This window comes from Chryseobacterium sp. Bi04 (assembly GCF_918698085.1).
GTDB lineage: Bacteria > Bacteroidota > Bacteroidia > Flavobacteriales > Weeksellaceae > Chryseobacterium.
In genome coordinates this window covers 783,935-804,662 of sequence record NZ_CAKKLP010000001.1, presented here as the reverse complement: position 1 = coordinate 804,662, position 20,728 = coordinate 783,935, and the positions used below count along the sequence as shown (strand labels likewise).

At 34.2% G+C, this 20,728-nt stretch carries 18 protein-coding genes; 15 read left to right on the top strand and 3 right to left on the bottom strand.

The genetic code is table 11. The features are described from left to right. Positions 1-237: 237 nt before the first annotated feature. The 3 genes from infB to rimP form a co-directional block, all read right to left on the bottom strand. On the bottom strand, positions 238-3,186 hold the full coding sequence (gene infB / locus LQV47_RS03535; RefSeq protein WP_230033938.1) for a translation initiation factor IF-2: 2,949 nt from the start codon (positions 3,184-3,186) through the stop codon (positions 238-240). A gap of 76 nt (positions 3,187-3,262) precedes the next feature. Further along, positions 3,263-4,498, bottom strand: coding sequence for a transcription termination factor NusA (gene nusA, locus LQV47_RS03530; RefSeq protein WP_209800360.1), 1,236 nt, complete (start codon positions 4,496-4,498; stop codon positions 3,263-3,265). A gap of 17 nt (positions 4,499-4,515) precedes the next feature. Further along, the gene (gene rimP / locus LQV47_RS03525; protein WP_230033936.1) at positions 4,516-4,983 is read right to left on the bottom strand and encodes a ribosome assembly cofactor RimP; all 468 of its coding nucleotides are present in this window, start codon (positions 4,981-4,983) and stop codon (positions 4,516-4,518) included. A gap of 215 nt (positions 4,984-5,198) precedes the next feature. Between rimP and LQV47_RS03520 the strand changes: the two genes are divergently transcribed. The 15 genes from LQV47_RS03520 to LQV47_RS03450 all read left to right on the top strand — a co-directional run bounded on the left by LQV47_RS03520 (position 5,199) and on the right by LQV47_RS03450 (position 20,701). Next, complete coding sequence (locus tag LQV47_RS03520; protein ID WP_230033934.1) at positions 5,199-6,512, top strand: UDP-glucose/GDP-mannose dehydrogenase family protein; 1,314 nt, start codon at positions 5,199-5,201, stop codon at positions 6,510-6,512. A gap of 5 nt (positions 6,513-6,517) precedes the next feature. Further along, complete coding sequence (gene rfbB / locus LQV47_RS03515; protein ID WP_230033932.1) at positions 6,518-7,597, top strand: dTDP-glucose 4,6-dehydratase; 1,080 nt, start codon at positions 6,518-6,520, stop codon at positions 7,595-7,597. A 189-nt stretch (positions 7,598-7,786) separates the two neighbouring features. After that, a complete protein-coding gene (gene rfbA, locus LQV47_RS03510; RefSeq protein ID WP_230033930.1) occupies positions 7,787-8,650 on the top strand; it encodes a glucose-1-phosphate thymidylyltransferase RfbA in 864 nt (287 codons plus the stop codon). 173 nt (positions 8,651-8,823) lie between these two features. Next, positions 8,824-9,672: an ABC transporter permease gene (locus tag LQV47_RS03505; RefSeq protein ID WP_230033928.1), complete on the top strand. Its 849-nt coding sequence runs from the start codon at positions 8,824-8,826 to the stop codon at positions 9,670-9,672. A 45-nt stretch (positions 9,673-9,717) separates the two neighbouring features. After that, positions 9,718-10,971: a polysaccharide ABC transporter ATP-binding protein gene (locus tag LQV47_RS03500; RefSeq protein ID WP_230033926.1), complete on the top strand. Its 1,254-nt coding sequence runs from the start codon at positions 9,718-9,720 to the stop codon at positions 10,969-10,971. Positions 10,972-10,974: 3 nt separating this feature from the next. Then, complete coding sequence (locus LQV47_RS03495; protein WP_230033924.1) at positions 10,975-12,057, top strand: DegT/DnrJ/EryC1/StrS family aminotransferase; 1,083 nt, start codon at positions 10,975-10,977, stop codon at positions 12,055-12,057. Position 12,058: 1 nt separating this feature from the next. After that, positions 12,059-12,760: a WbqC family protein gene (locus LQV47_RS03490; protein WP_230033922.1), complete on the top strand. Its 702-nt coding sequence runs from the start codon at positions 12,059-12,061 to the stop codon at positions 12,758-12,760. Then, positions 12,761-13,720 carry a hypothetical protein gene (locus LQV47_RS03485; RefSeq protein ID WP_230033920.1) on the top strand — a complete coding sequence of 320 codons (960 nt, stop codon included), beginning with the start codon at positions 12,761-12,763 and terminating at the stop codon, positions 13,718-13,720. Continuing rightward, positions 13,705-15,093 carry a GNAT family N-acetyltransferase gene (locus tag LQV47_RS03480; protein ID WP_230033918.1) on the top strand — a complete coding sequence of 463 codons (1,389 nt, stop codon included), beginning with the start codon at positions 13,705-13,707 and terminating at the stop codon, positions 15,091-15,093. The genes LQV47_RS03485 and LQV47_RS03480 overlap by 16 nt, the downstream gene beginning before the upstream one ends. 11 nt (positions 15,094-15,104) lie before the next feature. Further along, a complete protein-coding gene (locus tag LQV47_RS03475) occupies positions 15,105-16,286 on the top strand; it encodes a glycosyltransferase family 4 protein (RefSeq protein ID WP_230033915.1) in 1,182 nt (393 codons plus the stop codon). Between the two features lie 3 nt (positions 16,287-16,289). Next, positions 16,290-17,165, top strand: coding sequence for a glycosyltransferase (locus tag LQV47_RS03470; protein ID WP_230033913.1), 876 nt, complete (start codon positions 16,290-16,292; stop codon positions 17,163-17,165). A 44-nt stretch (positions 17,166-17,209) separates the two neighbouring features. Next, positions 17,210-17,878, top strand: coding sequence for a hypothetical protein (locus LQV47_RS03465; protein ID WP_230033911.1), 669 nt, complete (start codon positions 17,210-17,212; stop codon positions 17,876-17,878). Between the two features lie 2 nt (positions 17,879-17,880). Continuing rightward, the gene (locus LQV47_RS03460) at positions 17,881-18,801 is read left to right on the top strand and encodes a glycosyltransferase family 2 protein (protein WP_230033909.1); all 921 of its coding nucleotides are present in this window, start codon (positions 17,881-17,883) and stop codon (positions 18,799-18,801) included. 26 nt (positions 18,802-18,827) lie between these two features. Then, positions 18,828-19,760: a glycosyltransferase gene (locus LQV47_RS03455; RefSeq protein WP_230033907.1), complete on the top strand. Its 933-nt coding sequence runs from the start codon at positions 18,828-18,830 to the stop codon at positions 19,758-19,760. A 17-nt stretch (positions 19,761-19,777) separates the two neighbouring features. Next, positions 19,778-20,701 carry a glycosyltransferase family 2 protein gene (locus tag LQV47_RS03450; protein WP_230033905.1) on the top strand — a complete coding sequence of 308 codons (924 nt, stop codon included), beginning with the start codon at positions 19,778-19,780 and terminating at the stop codon, positions 20,699-20,701. The last annotated feature ends 27 nt before the right edge of the window (positions 20,702-20,728 follow it).

Genomic DNA, 20,728 nt, shown 5'->3' with positions numbered 1-20,728 from the left:
AGAAAATAATGCATCCTTTATAATTCACCATATAGTTAAGTATATAAGCAAATTACTCTATCCAGCAAGGAAAAAATTGACCTTGACCGTTGTTTTTAATCAAACTAAAAAATATAAATCTATAATCCATTAATGGTTAATAAAATCAACATCGGATAGTATTTTTGAAATGAAACACCATAAAAAAACCTGCCGTTTCAGAGAAACGGCAGGTTAATAATATATTTATTTATGATATTATTTTAGCTTCTTTTTAACAGCTACCTGTTCATAAACTTCAAGAATATCTCCGATCTCAATATCGTTATATCCTTTCAGGTTCAGACCACATTCATAACCTTTGGTTACTTCTTTTACATCATCTTTGAAACGCTTCAAGCTTTCAAGCTCTCCGTCAAACTTAACAATACCATCTCTCAATACTCTTACTTTGGAGTTTCTGGCTACTTTTCCTGAAAGAACCATACAACCGGCAATTGTTCCAACCTTAGAGATTTTAAACACCTCTCTGATCTCAACATTACCGATGACCTGTTCTTTAATTTCAGGAGAAAGCATACCCTCCATAGCTTCTTTCACTTCTTCTATTGCTGCATAAATTACAGAATAGTTTCTGATTTCAATTTCTTCTCTATCCGCAAGATCTTTAGCATTAGCACCAGCTCTTACGTTAAATCCGATAATGATAGCATCTGAAGCAGCCGCTAAATTAACATCAGATTCTGTGATCTGACCTACTCCTTTATGAAGAATATTAACGTTAATCTCACCAGTAGACAATCTTTGTAATTGATCAGATAATGCTTCAACTGAACCATCCACGTCACCTTTCAGAATAATATTTAATTCCTTAAAGTCTCCTAAAGCAATTCTTCTACCTAATTCTTCAAGCGTAGTATGCTTCTTCGTTCTGATTGAAAGCTCTCTCTGAAGTTGTTCTCTCTTATTGGCAATAGTTTTAGCCTCACTTTCATCTTCATATACTTTAAACTTATCACCTGCTGTTGGTGCTCCGTCCAACCCTAAAATAGTTACTGGGATAGATGGACCCGCCTCTGTAAGGTTTCTTCCTCTTTCATCAAGCATTGCTTTTACCTTACCGTGGTTTTTACCAGCCACTACATAATCTCCAACTCTTAAAGTACCGGTTTGTACCAACATCGTGGCAACATATCCTCTTCCTTTATCTAGTGAAGCTTCAATAACAACTCCTTGAGCATTTCTATCCGGGTTAGCTTTTAAATCAAGCATTTCTGCCTGAAGTAATACTTTTTCCAATAGAACATCCATATTGTTACCAAATTTTGCAGAAATTTCCTGCGCCTGAACATTTCCACCCCATTCTTCTACAAGGATATTCATCCCGGAAAGCTGTTGTCTGATATTATCAGGATTTGCACTTGGTCTATCTACTTTGTTCAATGCAATAATCATTGGTACTCCTGCTGCCTGAGCGTGAGAAATAGCTTCTCTCGTCTGAGGCATTACATCATCATCAGCTGCAATTACAATGATAGCAATATCCGTAATCTGAGCACCTCGGGCTCTCATCGCCGTAAATGCTTCGTGACCTGGTGTATCTAAGAAAGTAATTCTCTGACCGTTTTCCAGTTTCACATTATAAGCACCTATGTGCTGAGTAATCCCTCCGGATTCTCCTGCAATTACATTGGTTTTTCTTACGTAGTCAAGTAATGAAGTTTTACCGTGGTCAACGTGTCCCATTACTGTAACGATTGGAGCTCTGCTCACTAAATCCTCTTCATTATCAACTTCATCTTCGCTTTCGCTTTCTTCAAGATCAGCATCTGAGAATTCAATTTTATAACCAAATTCATCTGCTACTAATAATAAGGTATCAGCTTCTAATCTCTGGTTCATGGTTACCATTACCCCCAATGAGAAACAAGCAGAAATAACTTCTGTTGGTGAAACATTCATTAAGCTGGCCAATTCACCTACTGTAATGAATTCTGTTACCTTAAGCGTTCTGTCTTGTGCTTCAAGCTCCTGCTGACGCTCATCCTGCTCTCTACGATACGTTCTCTTGTCTTTTCTGTGTTTAGCAGATTTAGACTTACCTCCTTTATTGGTAAGTTTTTCAAGAGTTTCTTTAATCTGATTTTTAACTTGTTCGTCAGTTAACTCAACTGGCATAACTCGCTGACCAGGTCTGTTGTTTTGACCTCCTTTTTTGAAGCCACCACCTTGACCCGGACGATTTCCGCCACCTTGGTTGTTTCCAAAACGGTTTCCACCACCCTGACCACCTTGTCCTGGAGGACGGTTTCCTTGGCCTCCTTGACCCGGAGGACGGTTCCCACCTTGTCCGCCATTGTTATTATTCTGACGGTTTCCTTGGTTTTGACCACCTTGGTTATTGTTTCCAGAATTTTGATTATTCCCCTGACCTTGCTGATTATTATTCGGGCCACCGGGTTTTTCAATTCTTTTTCTTTTCTTTTTTGCTCCAGAACCTGGTTTTGGCGCAAACTGAGTTAAGTCTATCTTTTCTCCAACGATCTTAGGACCGTCAAGCTTCTGATAAACTGTCTCAATCTTTTGTGGTTCCTGAGACTCCGGTTCAGCCTCAACTTTTGGAGTTTCCACTTTTTTCTCCTCTACAACCGGTTTTGGAGTTTCTTTTATTGGTTCCACAGGTTTCACTTCTTCTTTTTTCTCCTCCATTTTTGGTTTGTCTTTTTTCACAGGTCTATTTCTAGATTCTATCTGAGACAAATCAATCTTATCCAAAACTTTAAATTCCTGCTTCTCAGGCGCTGTTTTCACTTCCGGTTCTTCTTTCACTATTTCTTCTTTCTTTTCTTCAACCGGTATTGCTACAGGGGCTGCAGGAGCTTCTTCAACTTCAGGCTTTCTAGCCTCCAAGTCTATTTTACCTAAAATCTTAGTTTCTGGTTTACTAGCTTTAGCTCTTATTACTTCAGGGGATTTCTCAATTTCCAGTTTCTCTTCCGGAACCTTTGTGATCACCACCTCATGGGAAGCTTTACGTTGTTCACCATCCTTGGCAAACTCAGCTTCCAATGCAGAATATGCCGCTTCTTCTAATTGAGCGTTAGGATTGCTTTCAACCTCGATTCCCTTAGCTTGTAAAAACTCCACTAATCTAGACATCGAAATGTTGAATTCCTTAACCGCTTTATTTAATCTTATTTTTGGCATCTATATTATTTACTATTTTTTTAATTTTTAAAATTAAAGTATTTCTTTTTACTGCTTATTAAAATTTATTAAAATCTTAATCTTCAAATTCTTCTCTTAAAATACGTTTTACATCTTCAATAGTTTCTTCCTCAAGATCAACCATATTTAAAAGACTTTCAGTTTCTTTATCTAAAACCGACTTTGCAGTAGTAAGACCTACCTTTTTAAATTCATCCAAAATCCACTGCTCGATATCGTCATTAAATTCTCTCAAATCAACGTCGTCATCCTCACTAGACTCTCTGTATACATCAATCTCATATCCTGTCAACCAAGAAGCCAGTCTGATATTTTGACCTTGTTTTCCAATTACTTTAGAGATTTCCTCAACCGGAGTATATACCAATGCATAGTTAGTATCCTCATTGATTTCAATCTTATTAATTGTAACATTTCCTAAAGCTCTCTTCACCAAAATCTCAGGGTTTTTAGACCACTGAATAACATCGATGTTTTCATTTCTCAACTCTCTTACAACCCCATGAATTCTGGATCCCTTCACACCTACACAGGCACCTACAGGATCAATTCTGTCATCATAAGCATCTACTGCAATTTTTGCCTTTTCTCCAGGAATTCTAACGGCCTTCTTCAAGATAATTGTTCCGTCCTGAATTTCAGGAATTTCCAGTTCTAGTAACTTTTCAAGAAACTTAGGTGCAGTTCTGGAAATAATAATCTGTGGTTTAGAACCTTTAAAGTCTACTGTTTCTACAATAGCTCTGATATTCTCACCTTTTTTAAAGAAATCTGATGGGATCTGATTTTCTTTCGGTAAAATAAATTCATTCTCTTCATCATCCAACAAAATCACGTGCTTATGACGGATATGGTGAATTTCCCCTACAACTATTTCCCCGATTTTATCTCTAAACTGTTCATACAGCATTGCATTATTGTGCTCCTGAAGTTTTGTAGCCAAAATTTGCTTTAGGGTAAGAATATTCCTTCTTCCTAATTGCGCAACAGGAATTTCCATTGTAAAATCTTCTCCTACTTCAAAGGTAGGATCAATTTTTTTAGCCTCAGAAATTTCAATCTCCAGATCATCGTCTTCAGACATTTCGTCTTCTACAATTGTTTTATTTAAAAATATCTGAAAATCTCCTTTATCAGGGTTTACAATCACATCAAAATGATCATCCGAATCAAATCTTTTTCTCAAAAGAGTTTTCAGTGAGTCTTCAATAATTGCCATAAGATCAATCTTACTGATCCCTTTTTCGTCTTTAAAATCACCAAAGGATTCAATCAACGCTATATTATCCATCTATTCTTTTTTCTTTTTTAAAATTTAATTACTGCCAATGCTTTTTTGATCTCAGAGTAAGGAATTTCTTTTTCCTCCTCTACATCAACTTTCCCTTTCCCAATATCCTTCGGCTTACGATAACGTAAGACAAGGGTAATCTTCTCTTCATCTACTTTAGATAATTCTCCTTCAATTTTAGAAGAGTCCTCCAACATCACTTCAATCTCTCGTCCTAAGTTCTTTTTGAACTGTCTTGGGATAGACAACGGTTCACTAAGTCCTGCAGACATCACCTGAAGGCTAAAATCATGTTCCTCACGATCCATATTGAATTCCACTGCACGGCTTGCATCAAGGCAATCCTGCAAAGAAACTCCATTGTCGCCATCTAAAATCACTGTAATGTCATCCCCTGCAGAAAATTTAAGATCAATAAGAAACAGATCTTTTCTGGTCTCAAGGAATTCATTTAATAATTCTTCAATTCTTTTTCTAAACTCCATACATTGTTTTATCTTGATTTATAGTACGAAAAAAGGCTTTCTTTCGAAGCCTTCTCATTTTTCCCGTAAATCCATTGCAAATATACGCTTTTTTTCTAAAAAAGCAAAATTATCTTATTATCAAGCAAATAGCATAAATTCTATTTACCTTAAATTAAACGAGCATATGAAAGTATTTTTATTATTTTTGTCTTGAATTTTAAAAACCAAACATTTTGAATATAACGATTGTAGGAACAGGTTATGTAGGATTAGTTACAGGAACTACGCTGGCAGAACTTGGCAATTCAGTATACTGTGTTGATATTGATGAAAAAAAAGTTGAAGGTATGAAAAACGGCGTAGTTCCCATCTATGAGCCAAATCTTGAAGAAATGTTTCTAAGAAACATACAGTCTGAGAGATTATTTTTCACTACCAATCTGAAAGAAGCCTTAGACAAAAGTGAGGTCATTTATCTGGCACTGCCCACTCCTCCCGGCGAGGATGGTTCAGCAGATCTTTCATATGTTCTTCAGGTAGCCAATAATATTGGTGAGATGATGACAGAATATAAAGTTATTGTCAATAAAAGTACAGTACCTGTAGGAACTGCTGATAAAGTAAGCAGCGTCATATCTTCCAAAACAAACATTCCTTTTGATGTAGTTTCAAATCCGGAATTTTTAAGAGAAGGTTTTGCTGTGGAAGACTCCATGAACCCATCAAGAGTGGTTGTAGGAGCAAGCTCTGAAAGAGCGAAGGATATTATGTCTAAAATTTACCAGCCTTTTACCAATACTGGGATTCCAATCATCTTCATGGATGAAAAATCATCAGAACTTACCAAATATGCAGCCAATTCATTCTTAGCAGTAAAGATTACTTTCATGAATGAAATTGCCAACTATTGTGAAAAAGTAGGCGCAGATGTAGACAAGGTAAGACTGGGAATGGGAAGTGATGACAGAATCGGACACCGCTTTTTATTTCCGGGTATCGGCTATGGAGGGAGCTGTTTTCCTAAAGATGTAAAAGCACTTATTAAATCCGGAAAGCAGGAAGATTTCAATTTCCAGATTTTAGAAGCTACAGAAAATGTAAATACGGCACAGAAGGTAATTCTCGTGTCTGAAATAGAAAAATATTTCGGAGGAAATATTAAAGGCAAGAAAATTGCTATATGGGGATTAGCTTTTAAAGCCAATACGGATGATATCCGGGAAGCCTCTTCTTTAGATAATATTGCCCTGTTATTGGAAAAGGGAGCTGAAATCATAGCTTATGATACTGTTGCAGAAAGTAACGTCAAGAAAGTAATTGGTGATAAAATACAATACGCCAAAGGAATGTATGATGCTTTAGAAGGTGCAGACGCTCTATTTATCTCTACAGAATGGCCGGAGTTTAAAAATCCCAATTTTGAACTCATGTCGAAAAAAATGAAGAATAAAGCTATTTTTGACGGTAGAAACATGTACCCGTTAGAAGTTCCTGAGCAGAATGGATTTTATTATAAAAGTATAGGAAGAAGAACAATTTTAAAATAGACAAAATGAAAAATATAATTATCACTGGGGGCGCCGGATTTATCGGTTCGCATGTTGTAAGAGAATTTGTGAAGAATAACCCGGATAGTATGATCATCAATCTTGATGCTCTTACCTATGCCGGAAATTTAGAAAACTTAAAGGATATTGAAAATGAACCTAATTATGTTTTCGAAAAAGCCGACATTACAGAACCTGAAGAATTAAGAAGGGTTTTCGAAAAATACAATCCTGATGCAGTGGTACATTTAGCTGCAGAAAGTCATGTAGACAGAAGTATTACGGACCCCATGGCATTCATTAACACGAATGTAAACGGAACAGCCAACCTTCTTAATCTTTGTAAGGAATTCTGGACTTTAAACCCGGATCATACCCATGGAAGATTTCCGGATGAAAAAAGAAAAAACTTATTCTACCACGTATCTACCGATGAAGTATATGGTAGCTTAGGGGAAACAGGATTCTTTTTAGAAACAACATCTTATGATCCTCAATCTCCATATTCTGCATCAAAAGCAGCTTCTGACCATCTGGTAAGAGCTTATGGTAACACATATGGAATGCCTTTCATCGTTTCCAACTGTTCTAATAACTACGGACCCAATCACTTTCCTGAAAAACTGATTCCTTTATGTATTTCAAATATCATTAATGAAAGACCTTTACCTATTTATGGTGATGGAAAGTATACCAGAGACTGGCTTTTTGTAATTGATCACGCCAGAGCTATCCACCAGGTCTTCAATGAAGCAAAAACAGGGGAAACTTACAATATTGGAGGATTCAATGAGTGGCAGAATATTGATCTGGTAAAAGAGCTTATCAAACAAATGGATGCTAAATTAGGAAAGCCGGAAGGTCATTCTGAAAAACTGATCACTTTTGTAAAAGACAGACCTGGCCATGACAAGCGTTATGCTATTGATGCTACTAAACTTAATAAAGATTTGGGATGGAAGCCTTCGGTAACCTTTGAAGAAGGTCTGGGAAAAACAATAGACTGGTATCTTGAAAATAAAGAATGGCTTGAGAATATAACCAGCGGAGATTACCAAAAATATTACGAAAAACAATATAGCTAGTATCCATACACCAAAGGAACTACGTATAAAAAAAACAATTTTAAAATTTGATCAGATCACTCTTCTATATATTTTAAAAAGAAGGCCTCAAGAACTGATTATATTTTATAAAAGCATAGAAAAAGGTTAAAATCACCGACCTGTTGATTTAAAATTACACAGGCTATGCAGTAGAAAACAAAAAATAATATGAAAGGAATAATATTAGCCGGAGGATCCGGAACAAGACTATACCCTTTAACCATTGCGGTAAGCAAACAGTTAATGCCTGTTTACGATAAACCTATGATCTACTATCCTCTTTCTACGCTTCTTTTAGCAGGAATTAAGGATATATTGATCATTACCACTCCTCATGACCAGCCTGGATTTGTCAAACTTTTAGGTGACGGGTCCCAGATAGGATGTAATATAGAATATGTGGTACAGCCAAGTCCGGACGGGCTGGCACAGGCTTTCATTCTTGGTGAGCAGTTTATTGGCAATGATCCTGCTGCATTAGTTCTTGGTGATAATATTTTCTATGGTTCTGAGATGGGAACTTTATTAAAAAATAAAACCAATCCGGAGGGAGGTGTTGTTTTTGCATACCACGTAGCAGACCCCGAAAGATATGGTGTGGTAGAATTTGATGATGACTTTAAAGCTATATCTATTGAAGAAAAGCCTTTACAGCCAAAATCCAACTATGCTGTTCCCGGCTTATATTTTTATGATAACAGTGTAGTAGACATTGCTAAAAACATTCAGCCTTCTGCAAGAGGTGAACTGGAGATCACGGATCTAAACAATGTTTATCTGAGTCAGGGAAATCTTGAAGTAGGTGTACTGGACAGAGGTACCGCATGGCTGGATACAGGAACTTTTGACTCCCTTCATGATGCTTCAGAATTTGTAAGTGTTATCGAAAAAAGACAAGGCTTCAAGATCGGATGTATTGAAGAAATTGCTTTCAGAAATAAATTTATCAACGAAGAAAAGCTATTGGAAACAGCAGCTAAATATGGCAAAAGCGGCTATGGTGAATACCTGAAACAGCTTATCCGTAAATAAAAAAACAATTTGTAAATCCCACACACTATTGGCTTTATAGCCAATAGTTTTTGTTTATAACAACAAATATCAATATATTAGTTGTTGATTTTCGCTTTTATGTGAACAATTATTCATAAAACGAAGAAATAGAGTAAGAATTAATTATTATAAATTTGTAAAAACTTACACAGATGAATGAACCACAGCAAAAGTGGACAGAAACAATTGAAGCCAATCATTCTTTATTTGATATCCAGCTTAAAGAAGTCTGGAGATATAAAGATCTGATTTATATGTTTGTCAAAAGAGACTTTATATCGAGCTTTAAGCAGACTATTTTAGGACCGATCTGGTTTTTTATCAATCCTATTTTTACCACGATCACTTATCTGATTATTTTCGGAAGGTTTGCAAAGCTTCCTACAGATGGCGCTCCTGGTCCAATATTTTATCTTGCAGGAGTTACTTTGTGGAATTATTTTGCCGGGGCATTATTAGGGACATCAGCAACGTTTACCGGAAATGCCAATATTTTTGGCAAAGTATATTTTCCAAGGTTAGTAACCCCTATTTCAATTGTCATTTCAAACCTGATGCGTTTAAGTGTTCAGTTTATTTTATTCCTTATGGTCTGGGCATACTATTTTATTAATCATGAGATTTCACCTAATTTATGGATACTGGCAACTCCATTTCTACTCATTCTCATGGCTTTATTTGCATTGGGAATGGGAATGATTTTTTCAGCTCTTACTACAAAATATAAAGATTTAAGCATGCTGTTGGCTTTTGGGATCACTTTATACATGTATGCGACTCCGGTTATTTATCCTGTATCTATGCTTCCCGGATATTTTAAGCAGTTAGCAAAATTCAACCCATTAACCGGTATTTTTGAATGTTTCAAATATGGCTGGCTGGGAGTAGGTGATTTCTCTCCCGTAATGCTAATAACCAGTACGGTTATCATTTTAATTCTTCTTGTGGTAGGAGTAGTTACTTTTAACAAAGTTGAAAAAACATTTATGGATACAGTATAAGTGAACATGAAAACACTTGAATAAAAAAATTTAAAACTCTAAAACATGCTAGCTTTAAAAGCAGAAAACATATCAAAACAATACCGCTTGGGCGAAGTCGGGACCGGTACTTTATCACATGACCTCAACAGGTTCTGGCATAAAGTAAGAGGAAAAGAAGATCCATATTTAAAAATTGGTGAAACTAATGACAGAGCTTCCAAAGGCAATTCCGATTACGTCTGGTCTCTCCGCGATATTAATTTCGAAATTGAACAGGGTGATGCTATAGGAATTATCGGAAGAAACGGTGCCGGAAAATCTACCCTCCTAAAGCTCTTAAGTAAAGTTACAAAGCCTACAACAGGAAAAATATATACCAATGGAAGAATAGCCTCTTTATTGGAAGTAGGAACAGGTTTTCACCCTGAAATGACGGGTCGTGAAAATGTTTTCCTCAATGGAGCCATTTTAGGAATGACCCGAAAAGAGATCAAACGTAAATTTGATGAAATTGTAGATTTTTCAGGTGTTGAAAGATATATTGACACTCCAGTAAAAAGATATTCTTCAGGAATGTACGTCCGACTTGCATTTGCTGTTGCAGCCCACCTGGAATCCGAAATTTTAATTGTAGATGAAGTGTTGGCGGTAGGAGATGCTGATTTTCAGAAAAAATGTTTAAGCAAAATGAGTGATGTAACCAAAGGAGAAGGAAGGACTATTCTTTTTGTAAGTCACAACATGGCTGCCATTAAAACACTTTGTACTAAAGGAGTATTACTTGATACTGGAAAAGTAACTTATCAAGGGAATATTGATGAAACCGTTTTAAGATATTTAGGAAGCAATAACTCTTATAATACTAATCATTTTATATATGAGAATATCAAAAATGATTTTTTTGCTCTTGAAGAAATCATTTTGAAAAATCCGTCAAAAAGTATAAATGAGCCTTTGGATGAAAACCAAGAAATAGAGTTTATCACAAACTTCATTCTGGATACAGATCAACCGGAACGTTATCATATTACTTATCATCTTAAAAATGATTATGGTGAAGCATTGTTTTCGTTCTCTAGCACAGATATTAAATATAATAAAGGTAAAAACTCTTTAACCTGTACTTTCCCCAAGAAATTTTTTCAATCAGGAAATTATTACTTAAGTTTTTTCCTAATAGAAGATAGAAAACAGGCTCTGATTGTTGAAAATGACATTGTTTCTTTTTCAGTCATTGATGGTAACAGAGAAATTGGAGTATACATGGGGCGGGAGCCAGGATTTATCCGTCCCGAATTTAACTGGAAAATACAATAAATTATGATTCCTGTAACGCAACCTTTTCTTCCACCACAGGAAGAATATGAAAAATATCTAAATGGTATCTGGAAAAGAAATTGGCTTACAAACATGGGACCATTGGCAAGCCAACTGGAGATGGAGCTAAAAGATCATCTTAAAGTACAGCATTTATTATTTGTCACCAATGGTACGGTAGCCATACAAATGGCTATAAAAGCATTGGAGATTACCGGAGAAGTAATCACTACTCCATTCTCATTTATTGCCACCACAAGCTGTATTGTATGGGAAAACTGCACCCCAGTTTTTGTAGATATCGATCCTAAAAGCCTATGCATAGACCCAGTAAAAATTGAAGAGACTGTTACAGAAAAAACGACAGCTATCCTGGCAACTCATGTATATGGTAATACTTGTGATGTAGAAGCTATAGAAGTCATTGCCAAAAAGCATAATTTAAAAGTAATCTATGATGCAGCTCATTCTTTTGGAGTAGAAGTCAATGGTAAATCTATTTTTGAATATGGAGATATCTCTACATGCTCACTACACGCTACCAAACTTTATCATTCCGTTGAAGGAGGCTTATTGATTACTAAAAATCCAGATATACTAAAAAAATTAGCCTCTATCCGGAATTTTGGCATTTCAGGATATGATTCTTTTTCCGAACTTGGAATCAATGGGAAAAATTCGGAATTCCACGCTGCAATGGGACTTGCAAACCTGAAGTATATTTCTTCAATACATCATAAAAGAAAAGCCCTTGCTGAGCTTTATAACGAAAAACTTAAAAATTTAAAAGCAGTAAGGCCTCTTTGGCATCCTAAAGCCACAGAAAACTACGCCTACTATCCTATCGTTTTAGAAAGTGAAGAACTGTTATTAAAATTAAAAAAAGAAATGGATAGCCAGGAAATCTTTACACGAAGATATTTCTATCCAAGCTTAGCATCTGCCTTACCCTATCTTCCAAAGCTGGAATTGCCAATTACTGAAGAGATTTCCAAAAGATCTCTATGTCTTCCATTTTACTATGATTTAACTTTTGAAGAAGTTGAGTTTATTGCCAGACTTATGCTAAGAATTCAAAATAATTAGTATGAGAGTAGCCGTAATGCAGCCCTATTTCATGCCATACATTGGGTATTTTCAGTTAATAAAGGCAGTGGATAAGTTTATAATTTATGATGACGTAAATTATATAAAACAAGGCTGGATTAACAGGAATAATATCTTGCTCAATGGTAAAAGTTATTTATTTTCTATTCCTTTAAAAGATGCCAGTTCTTTTAAAAAAATTAATGATATAGAGATTAATCAGGGGCTTTTCCCAAAATGGAAAATCAAATTTTTTAAAACTCTTGAGCTTGCTTATAAGAAAGCCCCTTTTTATACAAGCATAATCCCAATACTAGAAGATTTACTTGATTGCCCTAATAAGGTCAACAACCTTATATATGTCAGTCTTTTAAAAATATGCAATTATCTTGAAATCGCTACACATATAGAAAAATCATCAACAATTTATCAGAATTCAGAATTGTCAAAAGAAGAAAGACTAATTGATATTTGTAAAAAAGAAAATGCTGACACCTATATTAATCCTTTAGGAGGGCAAGACCTATATGATAAAGAATATTTTGCAAAAAATAATGTGAAATTATTTTTTATTAAATCTAATAAAGATAATTATATCCAGTTTGGAGATAGTTTTATACCTTGGCTTTCAATTATTGATATATTAATGTTCAATTCGCCTCAGAAAATAAGAGAAATGTTAGACAATTATGAGCTGATTTAAATGGAAACAGGAGCTATAGGAGGATATTTTGAACTTGAACTCCCCAATGATCATTTTTTTTGGGGGAATTGTTTTATTGAATTAAACTCTGCAAGAAATTGTTTAGAGTATATATTGACAGCAAAGAAATTCACAAAAATTTATATTCCTTATTACACTTGTGATGCCATTTTAGAGCCTATTCAAAAGCTAAATATTGATTATAAATTTTATGATGTAGATGTCAATCTTGAGCCTATATTTGATTATTCTGGTATACAAGATAATGAAGCTTTTTTATATACCAACTATTTTGGCATTAAAGATCAATTTATCAGGAATTTGGTTCAAAATATAACAAGGAATATAATTATTGATAATGCTCAAGCTCTTTTTTCTCCTATAATAAAAAATATTGATCAATTTTATTCTCCAAGAAAATTCGTTGGTGTTTCTGACGGTGGCTTTCTATATACCGATAAAAAAATTGATTTACATTTTGAAAAAGATGAAAGCTATGAAAGAATGAGTCATCTTTTAAAGCGGATTGATTTGTCTGCTGAACAGGGGTATTCTGATTTCAGTGAAAATGATAAATCCCTAGAGAGACAGCCTATTAAGACAATGTCAAACCTTACAAAAAGAATACTGTCAGGGATTGACTATGAACATGTTAAAAAAAAGAGAAGAGAAAATTTCTTTTTTTTACATGAAGTACTGAAAGAAAAAAACATTCTTCCGATTGAATTGTCTGAAGATGCAATCCCAATGGTATATCCTTTCAGAACACATGATAAAAACCTTAGACAAAAGCTGATCAATGAAAGAATATATTGTGCTACTTACTGGCCCAATGTTTTTGATTGGTGTGATGAGGATCATAATGCTTATAACCTGGCAAAAGAAATTATAGCATTACCAATAGATCAGAGGTATTCAATTAATGAAATGAAAAAAATTTTAGAATGTATAATGTTTTAATAAGACCTCTTGTTAAGAAAGACGCATTGACATCATATCAATGGAGAAATGATGATGAGATATGGCAATTTACAGGTTCAAAACCCAATATAACAATAACAAAGGAAATAGAATCCGAGTGGATTGAAAAAGTCCTTCAAGATAATAGCAGCAAAAGATTTGCTATTATATGCAATGAAGAATACATTGGAAATGTACAGCTTACCAATATTAATAGTGATTCAGCCGAGTTTCATATTTTTATAGGAAAAAAAGATTTTTGGGGAAAAGGGATCTCTCAATTAGCAACTTATCAAATATTATATTATGCTAAAGAAGTTTTAAAGCTTAATGAAGTTTATCTGTTTGTTAAACCCGAGAACATCGCCGCAATAAAATCTTACCGGAATAATAATTTTGTTGTTACTGAAGAGAGCTCCGAACAGCTAAAGATGTCGCTTCTACTATCTGATCTTCCCAATACTACACTAAGTGTATTTATAATGGTATATAATCATGCGGAGTATTTGAAAGAATGTATTGATAATATTTTAACACAAAAAACGAATTTCAATTTTGATATTGTCATAGGAGAAGATTGCTCAAAAGATAACTCAAGAGAAATACTACTTACTTACCAAAAATTATATCCCGGAAAGTTTAAACTTCTCCTTTACCCCCAAAATATAGGGGCTGCACGCAATCAAAATGAGGTATTCAAAAATTGCATGGGAAAATATATAGCAATATGCGAAGGAGATGATTATTGGACAGATGCTTTAAAACTTCAAAAACAGGTTAGCTTTCTTGAACAAAACCCGGAGTACAGTCTTAGTTTTCATAAAATTACAGGAATAAGCCCTGATGAAACTGAACCTATTATTTTTAATAATCCTGATGAAGAAAAAGACTATTCAATAGAGGATTTGGCCAAGGGAAATTTTATTCATACACCATCAGTCGTTTTTAGAAAAAACATACAAGAGCTCCCACAATGGATCAACTATTGCCCAATAGGAGATTATCCGCTACATATGATTAATGCTTCTTTTGGGTTAATAAAATATTTCCCGAACAGTATGGCTGCATATCGATTAGGTAGTGGAATATGGAGTACAAAAAGTAAGGTTTATCAAATGATCAATGTCATGTTTTGTTTAAAATTTTTAATAGAGCATTTTAAGCAAAATCAACCAGTAATTATAAATTTAAAAGTACAATATGATGAATATTATACCGCTCTTTCCAAACCTATCGAAGATAAAGAAAAACTATCTTTACAAATAAAAGATTATCATTATATAGAAAAAATTATTGACTTTAATAATCTTTTAAAAATTGCAAGATTAAAAATTGCAAAAAAATTAGGCTTTCTAAAAAATAATCGCTCATAAAAAGTTCATTTATGATTTCTCATAAAAAAATATTATTCATTTCCCACGAAGCCTCTTTATCAGGCGCTCCGATTCTTGTTTTAGATTTAATAAAAAGATTAAAGAAGGAAAAGGAAAACTATATCATTGATGTCTTATTGATCAGAGGCGGAGAATTATATGAAGAATTTGCAAAAGTATCAAACCAGATTGTTGTAGCACATTATCATCTGCAATCCTTCTCATTTCTTAAGAGAAATTTAAAAAGAATTCATTCCCTTGTTTTCAGGAAAACAGAAACGCAACAAGATAAAATTGATAAAATCACCAATATACTTCTTGAGAACAACTATGATCTGGTTTATGGAAATACAATGGAGTCACTGATTTGGACACTCCCTTTCTTCAAAAAGAATATTCCGACAATCGTTGCTATTCATGAGCTGAGTTTTGGAATTGAAAGTACATATTCTAAAGAATTTGTTTTAGAAAATATTTCAAACATCACACAAATCATCGCAGGTTCACAAGCCGTTGCAGACAACCTCATCACTAAGTACAACGCAAACCCTCAAAAAGTCACTGCTGTACATTCTTTTGTTGATACGGCTCTTACCATCCAAAAAGACAAAGACACTTTAAGAAGTGAGTTAAATATTAAAAATAATGAATTAATCATTGGAATTGCAAGTTCTCAGGAATTAAGGAAAGGAACGGACATGGTTCCTATGTTGGTTCAGAAGATAAAACAAAAAACCAATCTCGAGTTTAAATTCATCAATCTCGGTGGTAATTCAAAAAGTCCTGCCGTAAGATGTGCAAAGCTTGATGCAGAAAAGTTAGGAATAGAAAATAGTATGATTTTTATTGATCATAACAAGACCCCTAATGACTATATCAATATTTTTGACATTTTTATTCTGATGTCACGTGAAGACCCTTTCCCTTTGGTAATGCTTACTGCAGCGAAACTTAAAAAGCCCATTATAGCTTTTGAAAAAAGTGGTGGCGCAGTAGAATTTTTAGAAAATGATCATGGGGTTCTTATTCCGTATCTGGATTTGGAGGTGATGGCAGCAAAAGTAGTTACCCTTATGCTCAATTCCAGCTTGCGGGAAACTTATGGAGAAAACATTCACCACAGACTGGAAAATGAATATTCTGATAAAAAACTGGCCGGTAAAATTTTCACTATAATTGATAGCTTACTTTAAAAAATGATTTCCATTATTATCTCCTCCTATCTTCCGAAGTTTTTTTCTGCTCTCGAAAAAAATATAGAGGAAACTATTGGCAGTTCCTACGAACTAATTAAAATTGACAACCCTGGATTAATGGGGATCTGCAAGGCATACAACCAAGGAGCTGAAAAAGCAAAATACGAAAATCTTCTTTTTATACATGAAGATATTCTATTCCATACTCAAGGTTGGGGAGAAAAGCTTAATAAACATTTAAGTAAAGAAAACACAGGAATCATAGGCGTTGCAGGATCTTCATATGTCCCTTCTGCTCCTTCAAGCTGGACAGTTTCAGAGAAATATAATTTCGTACATATATTACAAGGTAATAAAAGCAATACAGATTCATTTCTAATCCACTCCACCAAACGAAACAGAGAAGAAGTTTTTGCTGTAGATGGTGTTTTTATGGCCATTACAAAAGAAAATTATGCTCAATTCAAATTTAACGAAACTGTATTAAAGGGTTTTCATGGATATGATTTGGACTTCAGCCTCAGAGTGTCAAAAAAACTTCAGAATTATGTGATAGATGATATTCTCATAGAGCATTTTTCAAAGGGAAATCGGGATAAACTCTGGCTGGACAATACTATTCTGGTAAGGGAAAACAATCACTTAACTTTCCAAAAAAAATCAGATTCTGAAACTGAAAAAAAGAGTTTCCTTGGTTTTTTATATAACTATTTCACTTATTATCCTATAAATACAAAAAACATAGTATTTACTTTAAAATTTTATCCTAAAAAACTTACTTTTAATGATCATCTGATTATTACAAAGAAGTATTTTAAATATATTAGATACCACAAGAGTATCAACAGAAAGATAAACACAAACACTGAGAACTAAAAATTTATTACTTTCACTATGGTGAAGAAAAAATATAATAGAATATGATTATAGGAACAGGGCTTATTGCCAATTCATTAATGAATATTGATACAAACGATATATTATATTTTGCATCAGGAGTTTCCAACTCTTTGGAAACACGAACATCCGAGTTTGAAAGAGAATTTTCTCTTTTAAAAACGGTATATGAACAAAATAAAGGAAAAAAAATGGTCTATTTCTCCACCTTAAGCATTCTTGACCAATCCAAACAGAAGAGTCTCTACGTCATTCATAAAAAAAAGATTGAGGACTATATAAAGAACAATATTGAGGATTATGTAATTTTAAGAATCGGAAATATTGTGGGTAAAGGCGGAAATCCCAATACCCTTTTTAATTTTCTTAAAACACAGATCGCGAACAAAACTGAATTTACACTCCATACTAAAGCCAGAAGACTGCTTTTGGATATAGAAGATATTTCCAGGTTCTTAGAATCACAATGCTTACATGTTAATAATAAGATTATTAATTTTTCATTTCCGTACAATTTTGATTTAAAAGAAATTATCCGTGCGATTGAAAAAGAGACTTATCAAAAAGCCTGTTATTCAGAAGTAGATGAAGGAGACTTTTATAAAGTAGATTTTGAGGAAGAGATCATCACTTTCTTCTCAGGAATAAGCCCGGAAAATTATCTTGAAACATTAACTCGAAAGTATATTTAAGAATGGCTGTTGTTCATGTAATTATCGTTACTTATAATGCCATGCGATGGGCAGAAAGATGTTTTTCAAGCTTAAAAACCTCTTCAGTACCGATACAATGTATTGTAGTAGACAATGGTTCTACAGATGGTACACAGGAATATATTAAAACTCACTTTCCCGAGGTAGACTTTATACAGTCTCCTCAAAATTTAGGTTTTGGAAAAGCCAATAATCTAGGAATTGAAAAAGCGTACAGGGGAGGAGCAGAATTCTTTTATCTGATGAATCAGGATGCATGGATTTTTCAAGACAGTTTTCAACATCTATTGGATGTATACAACACTTATCCTGACCCAAAAAAAATAGGTATCTTAAGTCCTATGCACCTGGATGGTACGGAAAAGAATCTCGACATTTTTTTTGAAAGGTATCTGGCAAGAAATACCCATGTCAACAGGATCTTCTCAAATACTTTTACCAACACACAACAGGAATATTATGAAATTGACTTTGTAAATGCAGCGCACTGGTTCTTACCCAGAAAGACGATTGAAGAAATTGGAGGTTTTAATCCTTACTTTTTTCATTATTCCGAAGATTATGAATATGTTCAGCGGGTAGCCTATTTTGACAAAAAAATATTGGTATGTACTAAAAGTAAAGTAGTACATGATGGCAGACAAGACTTTAATAAAACAAGCCATATCAATGCCAAAAGGGTACAGAGAGAACAGCGTTACCTGGATCCCCGGCTAGAGTTTAGCAGATCTGTTTTAAAAAAAGACTTCATTCCTGATATCATCAAGCAAACGGTGATGGGAAAATTCTCAGCTGCAATACGTATTTTTAAGGAATACAAGTATCATAAAAACAGATTTGAAGAAATCATGAACTCCCGAGAAACACTTAAAAAGAAACAACATTCTTTTTTAAATATATAATTTACAGATAGTATCTTCGAATAATAATGGAAAATAAAATACCACTGGTTTCTGTAATAATGCTTACCTATAAGCATGCTCCTTATTTGAAACAGGCTATAGAAGGAGTACTTGCACAGAAAACAGACTTCCCGATTGAGTTGATCATTTGTAATGACAATTCACCAGATTATTCTGATGCCATCATTTCAGAGTATGCAACCCGGTTTCCGGACCTCATCCGGTATTTTAACCATAAAGAAAATATTGGATTTGTAGAAAATCAGAGATTTGCATTCGGCAAGGCACAAGGGAAATACCTCGCCTACTGTGAAGGTGATGATTATTGGACAGATCAGAAAAAATTACAGTTTCAGTATGACTTTCTGGAAGCTAATCCGGACTATGTGATGGTTACTGCCAGAAATTTATTATTCCATCAGGATGAAAATAAATTTACAGAGGATGGAAAAGACTATATGTTTAAAAATCAGGAACATATTGATTATACGCAGGACAGTTTTTTTGTACAGCGTCCTACACAAACATTTACCTATCTTATAAGGAGAAAGTTTGTAGATCTCAAATGGATAGATGTTTACCCAAATTACAGGGATTTATATTATTTTTACCATGCCCTCGAATTTGGAAAAGGCAGAAGTTTCAATACTATTGTTGGAGTATACCGGCTTCACAGCGGAGGTGTTTTCAGTTCTTTGGAAAATGAAAAAAAATTCCGTACTTCAATTAATATTTTTAAAAACATCAAGAAAGTCAATAATGACAACAGAGCGGATCAGCAGATCGTAAAGAATCTGGATGAACTCATTAATAAATATTATTATGAAAAAGAGTTTGCTTCTCCCCTAGTAAACAACAAATTGTATACTGCAATTTTTGAACGTTTTTCAATCTCCAGGGACTGGGGGACTGGCATCAGTCAATTATTAAAAATAATAAAATATACTTTTACAAGATAATTCATTAAAAATTTACAATGCCTAACGTCTATATTATTATTGTTACTTACAATGCCATGAAGTGGGCCGAAAGATGTTTTACAAGTTTAAAACAGTCTTCTGTTCCTGTGCAATGTATAATTATTGATAATGGGTCCACAGATGGTACACAGGAATATATAAAAAACCACTTTCCTGAAGCTGATTTTATTCAAGCGGACAGTAATCTGGGCTTTGGAAAGGCCAATAATATAGGTATTGAAAAAGCCTACCAAAAAGGTGCAGATTTTTTTTATCTGATGAACCAGGATGCATGGCTTTATCAGGACAGTATGGAAAAAATGCTAGATATTTATAACCATCACCCTAACAAGGACGAGATTGGGATTATCAGCCCTTTCCACATAGATGGTTCAGAAAAATATCTGGATATTTTTTTAGACCAGTATATCGCTAAGAATTATGAAAAAACCAGGCTGATTTCTGACCTTTATTTTCAGACCCTGAAGCCTTTTTATGAAATCAAATTTGTGAATGCTGCCCATTGGCTGCTGCCCAAAAAAACAATAGAGACAGTAGGTGGTTTTAATCCTTATTTTTTCCATTATGGAGAAGATGATGAGTACGTGAACCGTATTCATTTTCACCAGAAGAAAGTATTACTTGTCCCCGGCAGTAAGGTGGTGCATGACGGTGTTCAGTCACTTCATAAAATTGACTTCACAAAGTATGAAGACGTCCGTATTGAAGTCAATATTATGAATCCGAATCTTCCCAATGCTCTTGAACTTGAAAAAAAAGCCCTTAAGCAAAGCATGCTTAAAAATATAATGACGGGCAATATCAGTCAATATAAACAGCTTTCAAAGAAGTATAAAAAAATATCCAGAGACGGGGAAACATTAACAGATTTACGAAATCAGCTGAGTCAGAAAGGTCCTACTTTTCTTAATCTGTCGTAAATTAGCCAATACAAAAAAATGAAAATT